This window comes from Neobacillus sp. DFD-2R (genome assembly GCF_057747865.1).
Genome location: NZ_CM173228.1, coordinates 5,042,559 through 5,059,568 on the forward strand (window position 1 = coordinate 5,042,559; position 17,010 = coordinate 5,059,568).

At 37.5% G+C, this 17,010-nt stretch carries 16 protein-coding genes; 1 reads left to right on the plus strand and 15 read right to left on the minus strand.

Annotated elements, in window-relative coordinates:
* Window positions 1-205: 205 nt before the first annotated feature.
* A complete protein-coding gene (locus AC3ANV_RS25320; RefSeq protein ID WP_488311338.1) occupies window positions 206-1,504 on the minus strand; it encodes an ABC transporter substrate-binding protein in 1,299 nt (432 codons plus the stop codon).
* Window positions 1,505-1,516: 12 nt separating this feature from the next.
* Window positions 1,517-3,202 (minus strand): alpha-amylase family glycosyl hydrolase, encoded by a 1,686-nt coding sequence (locus AC3ANV_RS25325; RefSeq protein ID WP_488311339.1) that lies wholly within the window; start codon window positions 3,200-3,202, stop codon window positions 1,517-1,519.
* A gap of 515 nt (window positions 3,203-3,717) precedes the next feature.
* Between AC3ANV_RS25325 and AC3ANV_RS25330 the strand changes: the two genes are divergently transcribed.
* A complete protein-coding gene (locus AC3ANV_RS25330) occupies window positions 3,718-4,746 on the plus strand; it encodes a LacI family DNA-binding transcriptional regulator (protein ID WP_488311340.1) in 1,029 nt (342 codons plus the stop codon).
* Window positions 4,747-4,895: 149 nt separating this feature from the next.
* Here AC3ANV_RS25330 and AC3ANV_RS25335 read toward each other — a convergent pair whose 3' ends face one another.
* The 13 genes from AC3ANV_RS25335 to mglB all read right to left on the minus strand — a co-directional run bounded on the left by AC3ANV_RS25335 (window position 4,896) and on the right by mglB (window position 17,008).
* Window positions 4,896-6,278, minus strand: a complete 1,383-nt coding sequence (locus AC3ANV_RS25335; protein WP_488311341.1) for an L-cystine transporter — start codon at window positions 6,276-6,278, stop codon at window positions 4,896-4,898.
* A gap of 399 nt (window positions 6,279-6,677) precedes the next feature.
* Window positions 6,678-6,860, minus strand: coding sequence for a hypothetical protein (locus tag AC3ANV_RS25340; protein ID WP_488311342.1), 183 nt, complete (start codon window positions 6,858-6,860; stop codon window positions 6,678-6,680).
* 29 nt (window positions 6,861-6,889) lie between these two features.
* On the minus strand, window positions 6,890-7,369 hold the full coding sequence (locus AC3ANV_RS25345) for a transaldolase family protein (protein ID WP_488311343.1): 480 nt from the start codon (window positions 7,367-7,369) through the stop codon (window positions 6,890-6,892).
* Window positions 7,345-7,569, minus strand: coding sequence for a transaldolase family protein (locus AC3ANV_RS25350; protein ID WP_488311344.1), 225 nt, complete (start codon window positions 7,567-7,569; stop codon window positions 7,345-7,347). The genes AC3ANV_RS25345 and AC3ANV_RS25350 overlap by 25 nt, the downstream gene beginning before the upstream one ends.
* 76 nt (window positions 7,570-7,645) lie before the next feature.
* The gene (locus tag AC3ANV_RS25355) at window positions 7,646-8,011 is read right to left on the minus strand and encodes a PTS glucitol/sorbitol transporter subunit IIA (protein ID WP_488311345.1); all 366 of its coding nucleotides are present in this window, start codon (window positions 8,009-8,011) and stop codon (window positions 7,646-7,648) included.
* A gap of 122 nt (window positions 8,012-8,133) precedes the next feature.
* The gene (gene srlE / locus AC3ANV_RS25360; protein ID WP_488311346.1) at window positions 8,134-9,147 is read right to left on the minus strand and encodes a PTS glucitol/sorbitol transporter subunit IIB; all 1,014 of its coding nucleotides are present in this window, start codon (window positions 9,145-9,147) and stop codon (window positions 8,134-8,136) included.
* Between the two features lie 16 nt (window positions 9,148-9,163).
* Window positions 9,164-9,715, minus strand: coding sequence for a PTS glucitol/sorbitol transporter subunit IIC (gene srlA / locus AC3ANV_RS25365; protein ID WP_488311347.1), 552 nt, complete (start codon window positions 9,713-9,715; stop codon window positions 9,164-9,166).
* 17 nt (window positions 9,716-9,732) lie between these two features.
* On the minus strand, window positions 9,733-10,182 hold the full coding sequence (locus AC3ANV_RS25370; RefSeq protein WP_488311348.1) for a transcriptional regulator GutM: 450 nt from the start codon (window positions 10,180-10,182) through the stop codon (window positions 9,733-9,735).
* Window positions 10,183-10,203: 21 nt separating this feature from the next.
* On the minus strand, window positions 10,204-12,126 hold the full coding sequence (locus AC3ANV_RS25375; RefSeq protein ID WP_488311349.1) for a BglG family transcription antiterminator: 1,923 nt from the start codon (window positions 12,124-12,126) through the stop codon (window positions 10,204-10,206).
* 145 nt (window positions 12,127-12,271) lie between these two features.
* Entirely contained in the window at window positions 12,272-13,072 is an 801-nt protein-coding gene (locus AC3ANV_RS25380; RefSeq protein WP_488311350.1) for an SDR family oxidoreductase, read from the minus strand.
* A gap of 249 nt (window positions 13,073-13,321) precedes the next feature.
* Window positions 13,322-14,344: a galactose/methyl galactoside ABC transporter permease MglC gene (mglC, locus tag AC3ANV_RS25385; protein WP_488311351.1), complete on the minus strand. Its 1,023-nt coding sequence runs from the start codon at window positions 14,342-14,344 to the stop codon at window positions 13,322-13,324.
* 13 nt (window positions 14,345-14,357) lie between these two features.
* Window positions 14,358-15,863 (minus strand): galactose/methyl galactoside ABC transporter ATP-binding protein MglA, encoded by a 1,506-nt coding sequence (mglA, locus tag AC3ANV_RS25390; protein WP_488311352.1) that lies wholly within the window; start codon window positions 15,861-15,863, stop codon window positions 14,358-14,360.
* A 77-nt stretch (window positions 15,864-15,940) separates the two neighbouring features.
* Window positions 15,941-17,008, minus strand: coding sequence for a galactose/glucose ABC transporter substrate-binding protein MglB (gene mglB, locus AC3ANV_RS25395; RefSeq protein ID WP_488311353.1), 1,068 nt, complete (start codon window positions 17,006-17,008; stop codon window positions 15,941-15,943).
* Window positions 17,009-17,010 lie beyond the last annotated feature (2 nt).

Here is a 17,010-nt window from a genome sequence, read left to right on the forward strand (position 1 = left end):
ACATAATATTGTGGAGCCCGATTCAGGATTTTGTTAATATTCCCGAAAATAATAAAGTTGTTTAAAAATATACAAACCATAAATAGTTCGTCAATTCTTTAAAACAACTCTCTACGTCCCTTCATTAATCTCTTTACGGACCTTGAACTTATTAAGTTATTTTTAAATATGGGGTACTACCAAATAGGTAATACCCCGGCTTAACCTATTTCTTTAATACTTTATCAATTGCTTGTTCAGCATTTTTCAGCTCGCTATCGACATTTTTTCCACCAACAGTGACGCTATTCACCATTTTAGGGATTGCACCTGAGCTTGTTATATCTCCCATTTTCAAGAAGTTTTTACTGTCTACTAAACCGAACACTTGAATATCATTAAAAGATGCAGCAATTTCTGAGGAAAGATCCCCAAATGCTTTTATAACTTCGTTCGCTTGATAGTTTGCATTTTCTGTAACCAGTTTGCTTACTGGCTGCGCACCGCCAGGAGACATTAATACCCAAGCTGTCATATTTTCAGGCTTTGACATAAATGTTACTAATTTCTTTGCTGCTTCTTTTTGTTTATCATCCAATCCGGAAGAAATCGTTAATGCAGATACTGTTCCAAAGACAGCCTTTGTTTTTTGAGTTGGAATTGCAAATCCAATATTTTTAGCTTTACCTTCTTCAAATACAGAAGGAAGAATATAAGTAGAATATACCGCCATTGGCACTGTTTGATTCATGAACGCATCTTTAACTTCTGTTGTATCATTAGAACCGGGCATCGTATATTGTGACAATTCCTTATAATAAGTTAAAGCTTCTTTCATTGCTGGTGTATTCATATTTAGGTTTCCATTACCATCTAAAACATTGGCATTATTTGAAAGAGCAAATTGCGAGAATGCTTGCTCAGAGAATCCTCCTTCAACGGTTGGTAAAGCAATTCCATATTTTTTATTCCCTTTATCTGTAAACGCCTTTGCAATTGCAATTACATCATCCCAATTTTTTGGTTCTTGAAGTCCTTTTGCTGCAAGCATTTCTTTGTTGTACCAAATACCTTGAACCCAACCGCTGATTGGAACTCCTGTATAACTATTACCGTTCTCCGTACGCATTAATTTTAAAGCACCATCATAGTAGTTTTTTTCGCCAACTTGATTAATAATTGTTTTTACTGCATCTTGGTCAATAAGTTTATCTTTATCCATAACTTTTGCATAATCTTGTCCTACTTCTAGCACTGCTGGTAATTTTCCTGAATTAGCTAAAGTAACGATCTTTGTATTATAAGAATCCTCTTGTACAGGAACTTGTTTTACTGTAATATCCGGGTTTTCCTTCTCGAATTTTGCCACCAATTTATTGATAACGGCTAAACGTTCTTGTTCAACTGAGGAATGCATGAACTCTATTGTTGTTTTTCCTGCAGCACTTTGTTTGTTTCCGCCGCATGCCGTTAAAGCAAATGCTAATAACAAAATAATGACTAGACTTAAGCCCTTTTTAAACATTCTTTTTTCCCCCTAATTAATTGTTTTTAACCAAACAAATTGATATGGATTTAAAGAAAGAGAGTTATCAATTACGACTTTTTCACCAGAAATAATGTTTTGGAAACTTCCTTTTAAAGTGCAATTAACTGTTTCATTTTTTAAATTGTGTACCACTAACAGGCTTTCATTATTTGAGTTCTTTCGTTTAAAAGCAAATACTTCGTTCCCAAAATCCATGACTTCCATCTCTGCATTTGGATGGAAAAGAGGTTCTGTTTTACGAATTCGGATAATAGTTGTTAATTCATTGAAAATCTTATTTCGCAGTGTCTCAGGATTCGTTAATTCTTCTTCGATTTCTAAGTAATCGTACTTTTGTCGATTGATGGACCGATTCATCCCTGTTTTAGAAACCCCTGCATAATCATTACGAGAACCAAGAATGCTCTGGATATATACAGCTGGCACCCCTGGAAGAGTTAAGAGAATGGAATGGGCAGCTAAAAAGCGTCTTACTCTGATCTCATCGTCATCAGACTGTTTATTTAATGCATCCAGGTAGGTTACATTGATTTCGTATGGGCTTTCACTGCCATCAGGGTTTTTCTTGTAGTTAACCAATGCCCCTTCTTTCTTTAAGTCCTCTACCATCGCTAGGATTTCTTCCTCAGGGATGATACCGCGAATCGGATTTAACCCAATTCCATCATGGGAAGCGAGGAAGTTGAAAAATGTTGTATCAATTCCTGTTGGAGGCAGTTGACTTGCCCACCGGGTAAGAGCGCTCCCATTACTATTGTGAATGGCATTTAGGACTAATGGAGGCAGCGGAAACTGATAAACCATATGGGCCTCATCATTTCCATTTCCGAAATAAGCAACATTATCTTTATGCGGTACATTAGTTTCTGTTATGATGACGGTTCCTTTTGCTGCTTCATCTACAACGTCACGGAATATTTTAACAATCTCATGCGTTTTTTCATGATGAATACATGTGGTTCCAACCTCTTTCCACATAAAGCCTATTGCATCCAATCGGATATATTCTGCCCCTTGCTCGAGATAAAATAGCAGGACTTCAATCATCATTAATAGAACCTGTGGATTACTAAAATTCAAATCGATTTGATCTTCACTAAATGTAGTCCAAATATGCTTTTCTTCACCATTTACCAGAGTGAATTTAGTTAACAAAGGAAGAGCTCTAGGTCTAGTGACAGCACTTATATCAATTGTCGGATCCATTTCAATGAAAAAATTCTGATATTCGGGATTGCCGTTTAAATATTCTTGAAACCATTCACTTTTTGCTGAAATATGATTACAAACATCATCAAACATAATTCTTACGGACTTAGATAAATTCTCAACTTGTTCCCAATTACCGAGCGCCGGATTTACCTCTTTGTAATCAATTACCGAAAAGCCATCGTCTGATGAATATGGATAAAATGGCAAAAGGTGAACGATATCGAATTTATCTGTTAAATATCGGTCATACATTTTCTTGAAAGTTTCTAAGGTAGGATTGTCTTTTTCTTTGAATTGATCACCATATGTAATCAACACAAGATCTTTTTCATCCCAATTTTGTTTTCTCAGCTTAAGAGGTTTCGATTTTGTAATTGCGATACGTTCCTCTATGCTTTCCCAAAGTGATTCAATATCTTGATTTCCATAGATAAATGAAAGTCTTTCTTTGATTTTTTTCATAGATTCCCCCTTGATGGTACCGCTCCCAGTGGGGTAAAAAAATATATTTCCCATTGATTGGTACCGCTCCCATAAGAGTTAAAAAAATATATAATTCTTCAAAAAATTAAATGGTACCGCTCCCACGAAGTAAATATAATATAGAAAACGCTTTCTGTCAATATACAACTATTTTAATTTTTAAAAGAAAACTAGCATTCCAATCTCACATATAAAGGCTGAAAATTATCAAGTTATGTTAATATAAAGCAAAAAATTTATATTGCTACATTTGTCATTCATCCATATAATGTATCGTATATTGCTCCCACCCAAATAAAAATGCGATTCCACTAAATATTTACTCCTTGCAAAAATTAAAATAAGAAATACAAACCGCTCATACTTAATAATTGCTCTAATGATCTTTTGACTAAATTACCAAGATTCGGAAGTGGATTCATATTAATTTATCGCGAAATAGTTTGGCTGTTTGATTAAAATAACAACCTACCATAACTAAGGGGGGAGATATATTGGTCCACACAATTTATGATATTGCACGTGTTGCAAACGTGTCGAAGTCTACTGTATCTCGTGTACTTAATAACCAAAGTAATATTTCTGAGGAAGCACGAGAACGTGTATTAAAAGCAATTGAAGAGTTAAATTACCAGCCAAGCAAATTAGCCCGAGCTCTTTCTTCAGGTTTTGATGCTATTATGGTTGTTTCGCGTTCTGCAAAAACGACCGCAAACAATCCTTTTTTCTCTGAAATACTACACAGAATATCTAAAAATGCTGAAGAAGAAAATTTTGATGTTATTTTACAAACATCAAAAAACAGTAAAGACGAACTAGAAAAATGTATTGCTAAAATAAAGGAAAAAATGATTAAGGGAATAATCATGCTTAGTTCCCCAGCGAATGAGGACTTTTTCAAACAATTAGATGTTTTTAACATTCCAATTGTTGTTATTGGAAAAGTAGATGGAGAATATAAAAATATCTTATCAGTCGATACAAATAACTACCAGGATAGTTACGATCTAACCAAATATTTAATCGATCAAGGGCATAAAGACATTGCATGTTTGCACTCACCTCTTGACTATCATGTTTCCATCGATCGTTTAGAGGGTTATAAAAACTGCTTAAAAGATCATGGTTTACCTTTAAGAAAAGAATGGATCATTAATAGCGGCTATACAGTAGATTCCGCATATGAATCAGCTAACCGTCTGCTTCTTCCTCATAACCGCCCCTCTGCTGTTTTTGCAACAGATGATTTAAAAGTTATGAGCATTTATAAATCAGCATCGAAAAATGGAATTTCAATTCCAAATGAATTATCTATCGTAGGTTACAGTAATTCGAGCATTGCGCCATTTCTGTCTCCATCATTGACTAGTATAGAAATTCCTGTCAAGAGTTTGGGGGATGTTGGGACAAAACTCCTTTTTGCTAAGATCAAAGAACGTAAAAATATGAGTAGTCGAACGATTATTCCTACTGAAAAAATTATTCAGAATTCAGTAGCTAAGAGAGCCCCTTCTGTTAAATAACCTTTACTTTAAAACAATACATTATAAAAGGATTACATTCGGCATTCTTATTTACCGAAACTGTAATCCTTTTTCTTTTTTAACTGATGATATTGCCCATTACACACGGACAAAATGAGCTATTTGTCCACGAACGGTGCCTGTCACCTTTAAGCTTCTACAATATCGTTTTGCTGGTAAACCTCTTCGTTAAATTCTCCTGTTGCTTTGCTTGTCAAGAGCCCTGCTGTCATTGCACCACTGACGTTTAAGGCGGTACGTCCCATGTCGATTAATGGCTCTACTGAGATTAGTAGAGCGACGATGGCAATTGGAAGGTTCATTACTGATAACACGATTAGGGCTGCGAAGGTTGCGCCCCCACCGACACCTGCAACGCCTAAGGAACTAATCGCTACCACTAGTATAAGTGAGATAATAAAGGAGGCACTTGTTGGATCGATGCCTGCAGCAGGGGCGACCATTACCGCTAACATCGCAGGATAAATACCCGCACAACCGTTTTGGCCAATTGTGAGACCAAATGAACCGGCAAAGTTTGCAATGCCTTCCGATACACCCAAATCTTTTGTTTGTGTTTTAATCGTTAACGGTAATGTTCCTGCACTTGTCCGAGAAGTAAAAGCGAAAGTTAATGTCGGTAAACCTTTTTTCACAAATCTAGCAGGGTTAAGGCTTGCAATGGATAAAAGCAATAAATGGACGATAAACATCACAATAAGAGCGACATAAGAGGCAATGACGAACTTCCCTAATTTGACAATCGCTGCATAATCACTTGTCGCTGTTACTCTAGTAATGATAGCAAGAATGCCATATGGTGTTAGACGAAGAATCTGGTTGACAACCCTCATGGTAATCGAATAAACCGTATCAATGATTTTTGCAAAAAATTCTCCTTGCTCAGGGTCCTTCCGTTTTACTCCCAGGTAGGCAATCCCGATAATGGTTGCAAAAATAACGACTGCAATTGTCGATGTTGGGCGGGCACCTGTTAAATCTTGAAACGGATTGCTTGGCAGCAGCTGAAGGATTTGCTGCGGAAGCGTTACATCTTTGACACTAACAACTGCTTGCTGTAATTGTTGATTACGTGCAGCTTCTGCAGAACCTTGATCTAAATGGATACCGTCAAGGCCAAATCCTAGTGCGGAACCAATTCCAATGACAGCCGCAATGGCTGTAGTACCAAGCAGAATTCCGATAACAAGGAAACTGATTTTCCCGATATTTTTGGTCAATTTTAATTTCGTAAAGGCTCCGACGATCGAAATAAAGACAAGCGGCATGACAACCATTTGCAACAGTTTCACATAACCATTACCAACAATGTTAAACCAATCGATTGAACCTGCTGTAACCTCGTGCGTTGTACCATAGATTAAATGAATAATAAATCCAAAAATGATACCTAAACCCAATGCGGTAAAAACTCGCTTTGAAAAGGACAATTGCTTTGTTTGCATCTTGTACAAACCAAAAATGAGCAAAAGTAAAACAGCAATATTCACGATGATCAAAAATGTGTTCATTATATTCCCCCCTTTTGTTATCAATTTATGAAACTTGTATGGGGGTTATTCTAGTCAGTAAGGTTGGGATTGTTAATATTTTGTAAAGCTTCACTTTTTCTTCGAACCTATTTTATTCTTGAAATACAGCGTTAGGTATCAAAGATGAATAGAAAATCTTACGTTTGATTAGTTTTTTATTTTTAAATAGTAAGCCATCAAAAAAAACTATATACCAAGCCTTTAACCACATTTAATCAAACGTTTGATTAGTAAGTTTCACCGTAACCTTCTTAACGGTGGAAAAACAAAAAAAGAGGAGGTTATCCATTTAAAGTTGATAACTCCCTCTCCATTACATTTTTCTCAGTTCTTTGTGTTTCAGGATATCCTTTGAAAAATTATTTTTTTACTTTATTATTATTGGACAATAAGCGTGGCAGCTTGGTAGTTTACAGGCAAATAATCATATTGATCTGTTGCCGAAGTAGTAATTGTTTGGGTATACCAAGTGTAATCTCCAGCTATGGTTGGGGACAGCCATTTAGAAAAAGTAAACGTAATACTTTGGTTTCCTAACAGGTTGGCCGTATCGATATACACATCATTACCTGAAAATTTCAGCTGAATTTTTAAGAGTTATATAGACTGGTTTTATCCGCCCCGAAAGCGTGCTGCCATTGTTTTTTGAATACTGACACGTCTGCCGGTGTTGCCGGGAATGCGATAAACTTTCCAATTAAATCAGGTCCCACTGTTACTGTTTGAGCACCGGCAAGGCATACATCATGTACTTGTTGAACATTTTTAAAGCTGGCCGCCAAAATTTCAGTAGCTATTCCATAGGTTTTGTATAACTCGACGATTTCTTTGACAACCTTTACACCGTTCCCTGTTAAATTATCGATTCGGTTCACATATGGTGCTACATATTTTGCCCCGGCCATTGCGGCGATAAGGGCCTGAAAAGAAGTATAAATTGTGGTTGCAAGTGTAGGAATTTTGTCCGCGGTAAGCAATTTGATTGCCTTAATGCCTTCCTCTGTTACCGTAATCTTTACAATCACATTTCCCGATAGCTGTCGGTTTATATATTTAGATTCCTCCACCATTTCTTCTGCGGTATCCCAATTACTTGAACGAATAGTTCTTTTTCGTCACCGATAATTGCTCTGATTTCTTTGAACAGCTCTAAATAAGGTCGTTTTTCTTTTACAATGATCGATGGATTGGTGGTGACACCTGCAATCGGGTAATACTCATTGTGGTATGCTATTTGATTCACATCTGCAGAATCAATATATAATCTCATCGGCTTGTCCTCCTAAAAAGCAAAATGCTTAACCTATTGTAGATTAAGCATTTTGTTTGGTTTTCTAAAAAAATTCTTATTCACTTACAATCTTTAGTCCGGCACCCAATTCAATTGCAGGTAATTTTTTGTTTTCTAAATACAATGTACCGGGTAATTCCGGAGTTGTTGCACCATCAAAGCGTAAAGTGATATGCCCTAATGTAGTGAGATTACGTTTAACGACATCGCCAACAGAAGTAATTTTGAATTTTTCATTATTGATAATAAGCATTTGCCCTGGTTGAATTTCTCCTTCTACATCGACAACATCAATACCATAACAGAAATCCTTTAAATCTTGCGGTGCTTCATTACCAAACAAAATTAACATTTTTTCTTCCAAGAAACTATCAGCTAAAGAACCTTTACTTCTAATTTGATTTTCATAAATTGTTTTCATATCATTTGGCACCGACTATTGGTTATGCCGCGCCTACCTCCAATTCAAACGTTTTGTATTCTAGTTGCTAGAGAATGTAAGAAGTTTCAAGTTTACATTATACTTAATGATATCCGGCCTTCTTACGCGTATAATCCGAAGCTTGCAAGCCAGGCAACAATGACCCTTGGAACCCCTATTAAGAATCGCGAGTAGAGAACAGATGGTACCCCAACTTCTACTGTTTCAGCCTCTGCTTCTGCAAGTCCTAGTCCTACAGGGATAAAGTCACAGGCATTTTGTGTGTTGATTGCGAACAAGGCAGGTAGAGCTAAGTTTGGAGAGATATTGCCCTTACCAATTTCAACTCCAATAAGTGTACCAATAACCTGGGCAATGACAGCACCTGGTCCAAGTAACGGAGACAAGAATGGTAAGGAACAGATAAAGCCAATTAAAAGTAGACCCCATATATTTCCTGCAAGTGGTGACATCATCTTCGCAAATACATTACCAATTCCTGACCCTTGTATAATCCCAATTAACAAGGATACAAAAGCCATAAAGGGAATAATTGTATTAATCATCGTTTGTACTGCTTCACGGCCGGCTTGATAGAATGTGCTAATTACTTTTCCTGCACCAAGACCGAATTTTGTTATGATGCTTTTATTCTTATTTGTAGCCAAAGTTTGAGAAATCTTTTTATCACTGCTGTACTTGTATTCCCTTTCCTGTTCAGGGAGTTTTTCCGCTGCTGCAGCTACATGCTCATATGCATTATCAACCAGTTGAATTTGATTGACATCAACAGCTGACACATAGATATCTTCGGTAATAAATTTAGCTAATGGGCCACTTTTACCTGTAGGCATAATATTGATGGTTGGAATCCGTTTTTGCGGATAGATTCCGCAGCGTAATGTACCGCCGCAATCAATGATTGCAACCATAATCGTTTCATCAGGAACAGAAGTTTTGAACCCATTTACAGGCTCTGCCCCGGTTAGTTCAGCAATTTTGTCAACGATAGCGGGCTTCGCGCCGCCACCTGTAATATAGACAATTTTATTTTTTTGTGCAGTCGGAATGATTGTTAACGGGCCGCCGAAGCCACCGCTTCCCTTCACAACTTTTATTGAACGATAATCAGTCATCTCATAAACCTCCCGTCTAGTTATGCAATTTTACTTCTGTTTTTAGTTTAATGCCTTGTTGTTTTTCTACCACTTTTGTTGTAAAATCGGTAATCCATCCGGCAAAGAAGTTCATTACCAAACCTACTAGGAGATAACGGACAGCGAGCTCTGCTGTGTTTAAACCAAGCTTTTCGATCCCTGCTGCGATACCAAGAAAGATAAACAATTCCCCCGGGTTTATATGTGGGAATAATCCATTGCTTGTGTGACAGAAATAAGCCCCAGATGCATAGTAGCTTGGCTTATACTTTTCTGGTAAAAACCGCCCTAATGACAACGCCATCGGATTACCCAGCATAAACGATCCAATAAATGGGAGAATTAAATATCTTAGTAGAGGGTTTTTCGCTGATGCCTTTGCCAAGCGATTAATCCTTTTCTCACCAATCAATTGGATCAAGGTATTCATCGCAACCATTAAAAGTAATACAACTGGAACGATTCCTTTCATCCAAGAAATAAAAACGTCTGCACCGGTATGAAATAATTTCATAAAACCTTGGGCAAATATGACGATAAAATCCATAACTCTCACCTCTTAATTTATTTTTTTACAGCGACAACACTTTCTGCTTTCATCATCATGCTCTTAAAGAGGCTATTCTTTTCCGGAATTTCTCCACCGCTCATGATGATCTTATAATTAGTAACGGCATCAAGAATGGCCAATTTTAATAATTTATTGCAATGTGCTACATCTATTTCTTGAAGTGTCTTAATGTTTTTATCCGTAAATCCATGCAAATCCCGGAACTGCGCCATTACTGTAACCCCTTGCATTTTCTTGGCTTTGAGGATTTCCCCGCTATTGGATACAGCAAAAAGGACAATTGTTCCAGCACGGAGCTTTCCAGGCTTCTTACCGATGGCTACTTTTCCTATTTTCCTCAGTTCTGCATACGCTTTCGAAAAATGCTTGATTTGCAAAAAACCTAATGCCATTTGAACCACAAATGCACCTGCAATAAAAATCATGATAATGTAGATTTGCATCGTGTCACTTCCTAACCTAATTTATGACCTGCTTACCTGCTCAAGGTATATTGAAAAATCTTCATATGAAGTTGTTCTAGCTAATTGCTCTACCAATTTTTTGTCAGTAGCAATGCGCATAATTTCATCGTAAATTTTCACTAATAAACTAGAATCAAAATCAGTTTGTTTTGGTATGCCTAACAAAAAGACTAACTTAATTTCTTTTTCGTCTGCAAAGATCTTTTCAGGAAATACCCCTAGCGCCAGCTCTATTTTATTGGATGCCCGGTTAATAGTGTGCGGTAAGGCAATAAATTGATCAAAAACCATTGATCCTTTTTCCGCCCTTTCTTTTAACCGTTCCTTAAAACCTTCATCAAGATAGCCTTTCTCTGTTAAGGCATCTATCATATCATTCACATTTTCGCGATAACTTTTTTTGCTATTTAATACAAAGTATTTTTCTGCACTTGTTAAAAGCTTCACGATGGAATTATGATTTCCAACATCTTTAATCTTGAACTTTTGCAGATAGGTCACTTTTTCGATTTGCCGTGATACACTATTTTCATCAAAGATTTCATTAATCCTAATAAATGGTGAATCAATTTCAAATGCTAGCTTTATGGTTGAAAAAACAATGTCATAATCGGCTAAAAGTTGTTTTGTTACCTCTGTTTCTGAAAAGAGATCAATCTTTGTATTTTGATTAAGAACTCGCTGCAATTGGATCGCGATTAATTTGGCTGTTCCTCTCCCCGTTCCGCAAATTACTGCCACCTGCTGCAAACTTCTAACTTTCACTTCATTTTGGGCGTTAAAAACCCCGAAATAGAAGGCCAAATAACCAAGTTCATCCTCAGAAGCTTTAAGGCCATAATCATTTTCAATCACTTGGCCGGCGATCTCTGCCATTTTATAGGCCACGGGATATTTCTCCTTCACATCACTAAGTAACGGATTTTTCAATCGCAGGTTAAACATCAGCCGGTTGATCATAAAGGTTAAATGGTATTGTAAATCTTGAAAAAATGATTCGTTTTCTTGAATAATGTCTCGATCAAAGCCAACCTGTTCGACAATGGCATTCAAAAGCCTCTTTATATCGTCCGTAATCGTGATATCTGCCATTGTACGATTGTTTGTCGGTGTTCTCCTACCTGCTATCGGCAGCGTAATAAATAGAATTTCGTCCTTAGGAATCGAAATAGGAAGATGACTTTCGATTGCAGCAATTATTTCTAAAGCGATATGATATTCCGGTGTATTAAATAGCTTATTATATTTCTCATTTATCTTGCTAATCCGATGATTTTTTAACAGACGGTCCAGCATAACAATTACGGATTGCATTAACCGATTCTTTGTGGAAGATTCTAAGTCATGTTGATAGGCAATCCGCAATACTTCATCTTTAATATCCTCGTCTAATGGGTATGCACTATACAAATAGTCATACACGTTATCAAGAATAAAGAAGCGTAAATCAAGTTCATTACCACTTAAATACATCCCATTATTTTGCTTACCTCGGATGGATAAATTGTATGTTTCCAGGGCCACTGCCGCTTTTTTTAATTCATTAACCAATGTCGTCCTGCCAATATTCATTTCAAAAGCCAGCTCATCCAGGGTATTCATTTCATCGCTGTTTATTAATCGGTCAATGATAAAGGCGATACGTCGTTGAGGTGAATCCAGCCTGTTTTTTTCTGAATGAATTTTTCCAATCAGGTCATCAAACAATTGCTTATCCTTAATAGCTAAGCAGTAGCCTTTACCCTTATCGTTCTCTAATTCAGCGATTCCACTTAAGTCGCTGTTAAGCTGCTTAATATAGTTGCGGATGGTTCTGGTACTAACCCCAATTGTTGATGCCAAATAATCTAATGAGCAGTAGTTTTTTTTCCCGGTCAATTCGATTATCCGGATTACCCGATCATCCATACTTAAATCAGACATTTTTTCACCACCTTCTTCGATCGAACAATTACCATAAGTAATAAGTATAACGGAAAAATAATCGAGTACGACAAAATATAATTCCAATTTAACATACTATTGAACAATTGTTTTAAAGGCATATTTCTGAGTTCAACAGCATTACTTAACCTCGGGATTTTCCACCCGAGATATTTAACGTAGTGCCGGTTATATAACTTGCTCGGTCTGAAGCAAGGTAAGAAACCAAATCGCCTATTTCCTTCAATTTCCCTTCTCTTCCAAGTGGAATCGATTTACTATAATCAGTCGATAATCCATCAACTGTAACACCTCTTGTGTATGCTAGCGCTTCATTATAGGCATCTGTTCTCAATCCTGTTGTCTCCATAATGCCTGGGGCTACTGCAACCACACGAATATTGAATTTACCTAATTCTTTCGCCCATGCACGAGTGAAAGAGATGATGGCTCCTTTTGTTGCCGAGTAACAGCTTTGACCGGCGGATCCTTCCTGGCCTGCTTCTGAAGCAATATTGATAATAACCCCGTTATTTTGTTTCACCATTTCTCTTGCGGAAGCTTGAGCACAAAGGTAAGGACCTTTTTGATTTACTGCGACCATAAAATCAAAATCCTTCTCGCTTAATTCATACTCAGGCTTTTCACCCAGGTCATCAACTAAAAGTCTAGGCAGGTTAACACCTGCATTATTTACTAGAATATCGACTTTGCCAAACAATTCAATGGTTTTAGCTACCATTTGATCGACGCTATCCTTTTTCGTTACGTCGCAATTCACATAATATGAGCCGTCAGTTTGTTGTCCTTCCTCCACATTTAAATCCGAAACCACCACAGTTGCTCCGTTATTAAGAAATTCCTTTGTAATTAGTGAACCGATACCTGAAGCACCGCCTGTCACAATGGCGATTTTCCCCTCTAATTCAAGCCAAGAGCAAGTCATAGTTATTTCCTCCTTATTTATAAAACGTTTTCAACTTATGTTTTCAGTATAAGGAGGTTTTAAGGTTAAATTAATACAGAGTTTTTCACTTCAAATTGAAAAGGGTTGCATTATTTACAAAAAAAAAGGATTGAGCAATTTTCATTGTTCAATCCTTCTTTTTTGTATTTTGTACATTCCACACGAACAAATTTCAACATTTGTCCACGAACGGTGCCTGTCACCGTAGTTGTCACCGTAGTGATCACTCTATTTCTTCTTAGCATGCTTCCTCATGTCAAATGCGACTGCGACGATGATGATGGCGCCTTTGACGATGAATTGGATGTATGGGCTTACGCCGAGGAAGGCTAGGCCGTAGTTGATGATTTGGAAAATGAGAACCCCTGTAATAACACCAGGTACTGTTCCGATACCGCCTGATAGTGATACACCACCGACCACGCACGCTGCGATGGCGTCTAGTTCGTACATGTTACCGGTGTTGTTGGTGGCACTGCCGACACGACCCGCTTCAAGCGTACCGGAGAAACCGTATAATAACCCGGCAATCATGTAAATGATAATAATGTTTTTCGCGACGTTAACACCTGAAACCTTGGCTGCTTCAGGATTGCCTCCGATAGCGTACATGTTTTTACCTAACTGTGTTTTATTCCAAATTACCCAAATAAGGATGATGGCAACAATAGCATAAAGAACAAGATACGGAATTTGGTATTGACCAATTGGAATACCTTTCTGTGCAAACGTTGTAAAACTTTGGCTCAAACCGCCAATTGGCTGTGCCCCATATGGAGGGCGATCAAAATAAATAGAAGTAAGACCATATACAGTAATCATCATCCCTAAAGTTGCGATAAATGGCGGGACGTGAAGCTTAGAGACGATCACACCATTGATTACTCCAATAAAACCTGTAGCAATCATAGCAATTAAAATTGGGACAATCAGCGGTAATTCATGCAGGTGCGGATACATTTTATACGCATAATCCGAAGCTTGCAAAAGGGAAGCTGAGACTACTGCTGCCAGTCCGACCATCCGGCCTGCCGACAAGTCTGTTCCTGCTGTTATTAAGATTCCGGCCATCCCAAGCGCAATAATAATTCGGGAAGATGATTGACTTAATATATTGATAAAGTTTGTAACAGATAGAAAGTCAGGAGAAGCGATTACGATCCCTATGACCAATAGGATTAAAAAAACATAAATTACATTATCAAAAAGCCATTTCGTTACCTTGCTTTTTTGTGAAGCTGAGTTATTCATTTTGCATCTCCTCCTAATACAAAGCTGCCAATCGCATGATTTCTTCTTGAGACGTTTTTGCCGTTTCCACGATTCCGGCTGCTTTACCATTACTCATAACTAAAATTCGGTCTGTAACACCCAAAAGCTCGGGCATTTCAGAAGAAATCATAATAATTCCCTTTCCGTCAGCTGCCAATTGGTTAATTAGCTGGTAAATCTCAAACTTTGCCCCTACATCAATACCCCTTGTTGGTTCATCGAGCAACAGGATTTCAGGGTTTGTAAGCAGCCAGCGTCCAATGATTACCTTTTGTTGGTTCCCGCCTGACAAACTGCCGATAGATGTTTTTTGGGAAGGTGTTTTGACTTTCATGGAATCAATCACCCATTTTGTGTCATCGTACACTTTGCTATCTGATAAAAATAAGCCTTTTGTTTTATATTGCCGTAGATTTGAAATGATGGAGTTAAAGCTAATGCTCAATTCAGGATAAATACCTGTCGTTCTTCTTTCTTCGGTAACAAGTGCAAATCCATTTTTGATGGCATGCTGAGGAGATGGATTTTGAACGACCTTCCCATTCAGTTCAATCGTCCCCGATTTCAATGCCCTCATCCCAAATAAGGCTTCAACCACTTCTGTTCGCTTTGAGCCAACTAAGCCGGCAATTCCCAATATTTCTCCTTTTTTAAGCTTAAAGTTTACATTTGAAAAAGATCCTTCAGTTTCTGCGGTTAAATCAGAAACCTTTAAAATCACATCTCCAGGCTGATTCATCTTAGTAGGGAATCGTTGTGATAAATCCCGTCCAACCATCAGCTTGATGATTTCATCTGTAGTTAATTCCTTTGCACTTTTAGTCGTAATATACTGACCGTCACGCATGATCGTCACTTCGTCTGAGATTTTTAAAATTTCTTCCATTTTGTGTGAAATATAGATAATGGCTACATTCTCCGTTTGCAGCTTTCGGATAATTTTGAATAAATGGTTTACTTCATTTTCTGTAAGGGAAGAAGTAGGTTCATCCATGACTATGAGTTTTGAATGATACGAAACCGCTTTTGCGATTTCCACCATCTGCATTTCGGAAACAGATAAGGTACTTACCTTACTTTTTGGGTCTATATTAATGTCAAGGCTTTTAAAAATGGCTAACGTGTCCTCGTACATTTTCTTTTCATCGATAAAGATACCCTTTTTCGGATATCGGCCAAGCCAGATATTATCCATAACATTTTGTTGACGTACTTGGTTAAGTTCCTGGTGCACCATGGAAACGCCGTTCTCAAGTGCCTGCTTGGAATTGGCAAATGAAACTTCTTGTCCATTAAAAAGAATTTTGCCTTCGTCCATTGAGTATATGCCGAATAAGCATTTCATTAACGTAGATTTACCTGCGCCATTTTCGCCCATTAAGGCGTGTACTGTCCCTGCTTTAACCTTCAGTGAAACATTTTGTAGAGCAAGCACTCCCGGAAATCTTTTTGTTAGATTAATCATTTCTAGTAAATTAGTCGTACTAGCTTTTGACATAAGCAACCTCCCCGCCAAACCATTTAAAAAATATGAGAGGCACAAGATGTGCATCTCATATTTTAGTAATTTCCGGTTTATTTATAAGCGTCTTTTCCAACTTGGATATTATCTTTTGTTACGATAACATATGGAACACGGACTGCTTTTGCATCATCCAACTTCCAATTTGTTCCTGCTAATACATCCTTGCCATTCGCTGCATTGGTTGCAAGGTCAATCGTTGCTTTTCCTTGGTTTTTCGCGTCATTTAATACTGTTCCAACCATTTTTCCTTTATCAATCATTTCAAGTGCTTCCGGAATCGCGTCAACGCCTACAACCGGCATGAATTTATTTCCAGTAAAGTAGCCTGCTTTGTCAAGAGATGCAATTGCACCTAATGCCATACCGTCATTATTAGCAATAACGAATTCAATTTTGTCATTGTATTTTGCTAACCATGCATCCATTTTTTCTGTTGCTTTTGTAGAATCCCACATCGCTGTATCCATAGCTAATTCTTCAACTTGAATACCTTTTTCTTTAAGCGTGTTAATCACATATTTCGTACGTGCCTCTGCATCCGGGTGTCCCGGTTCACCTTTTAATAGAACATATTGGATTTTGCCGTCATGGTTTTTATCCCATTTATCTTTGTTCGCTGCCCAGGCTTTGGCGATCATTTCACCTTGGAGCACACCTGATTCAGATGAAGTTGTTCCTACATAGTAAGCTTTATCATAGCTTTTTAATACTGCTGCATCCGGCTCTTTGTTAAAGAAGATAACAGGAATATTCTTTGGTTTCGCTTTATCGAGAATCGTTTGAGCAGCTTTTGGATCTACTAGGTTAATAGCTAAGGATTTTGCTCCTTTAGCAATTAGCGTATCTACTTGCTCAATCTGTTTAGATTCGTCATTTTGAGAGTCATTCAACATAAGGTTTACTTTTCCTTTTGCTGAATCTTCCATTGACCGACGCACATAGGACATAAAGTTATCATCAAATTTGTAAATCGTTGCACCAACAGCAGGAAGGCTTCCTCCGCCACTATCTTTTGAAGAACTTGAATTACTGCTGGTTGTGCTGCTGCAAGCTGTAGCTAATAGAATACTAGAAGCGACTGTTAAGGATAGCATTAACCCTTTTTTCTTTTTTAACATTT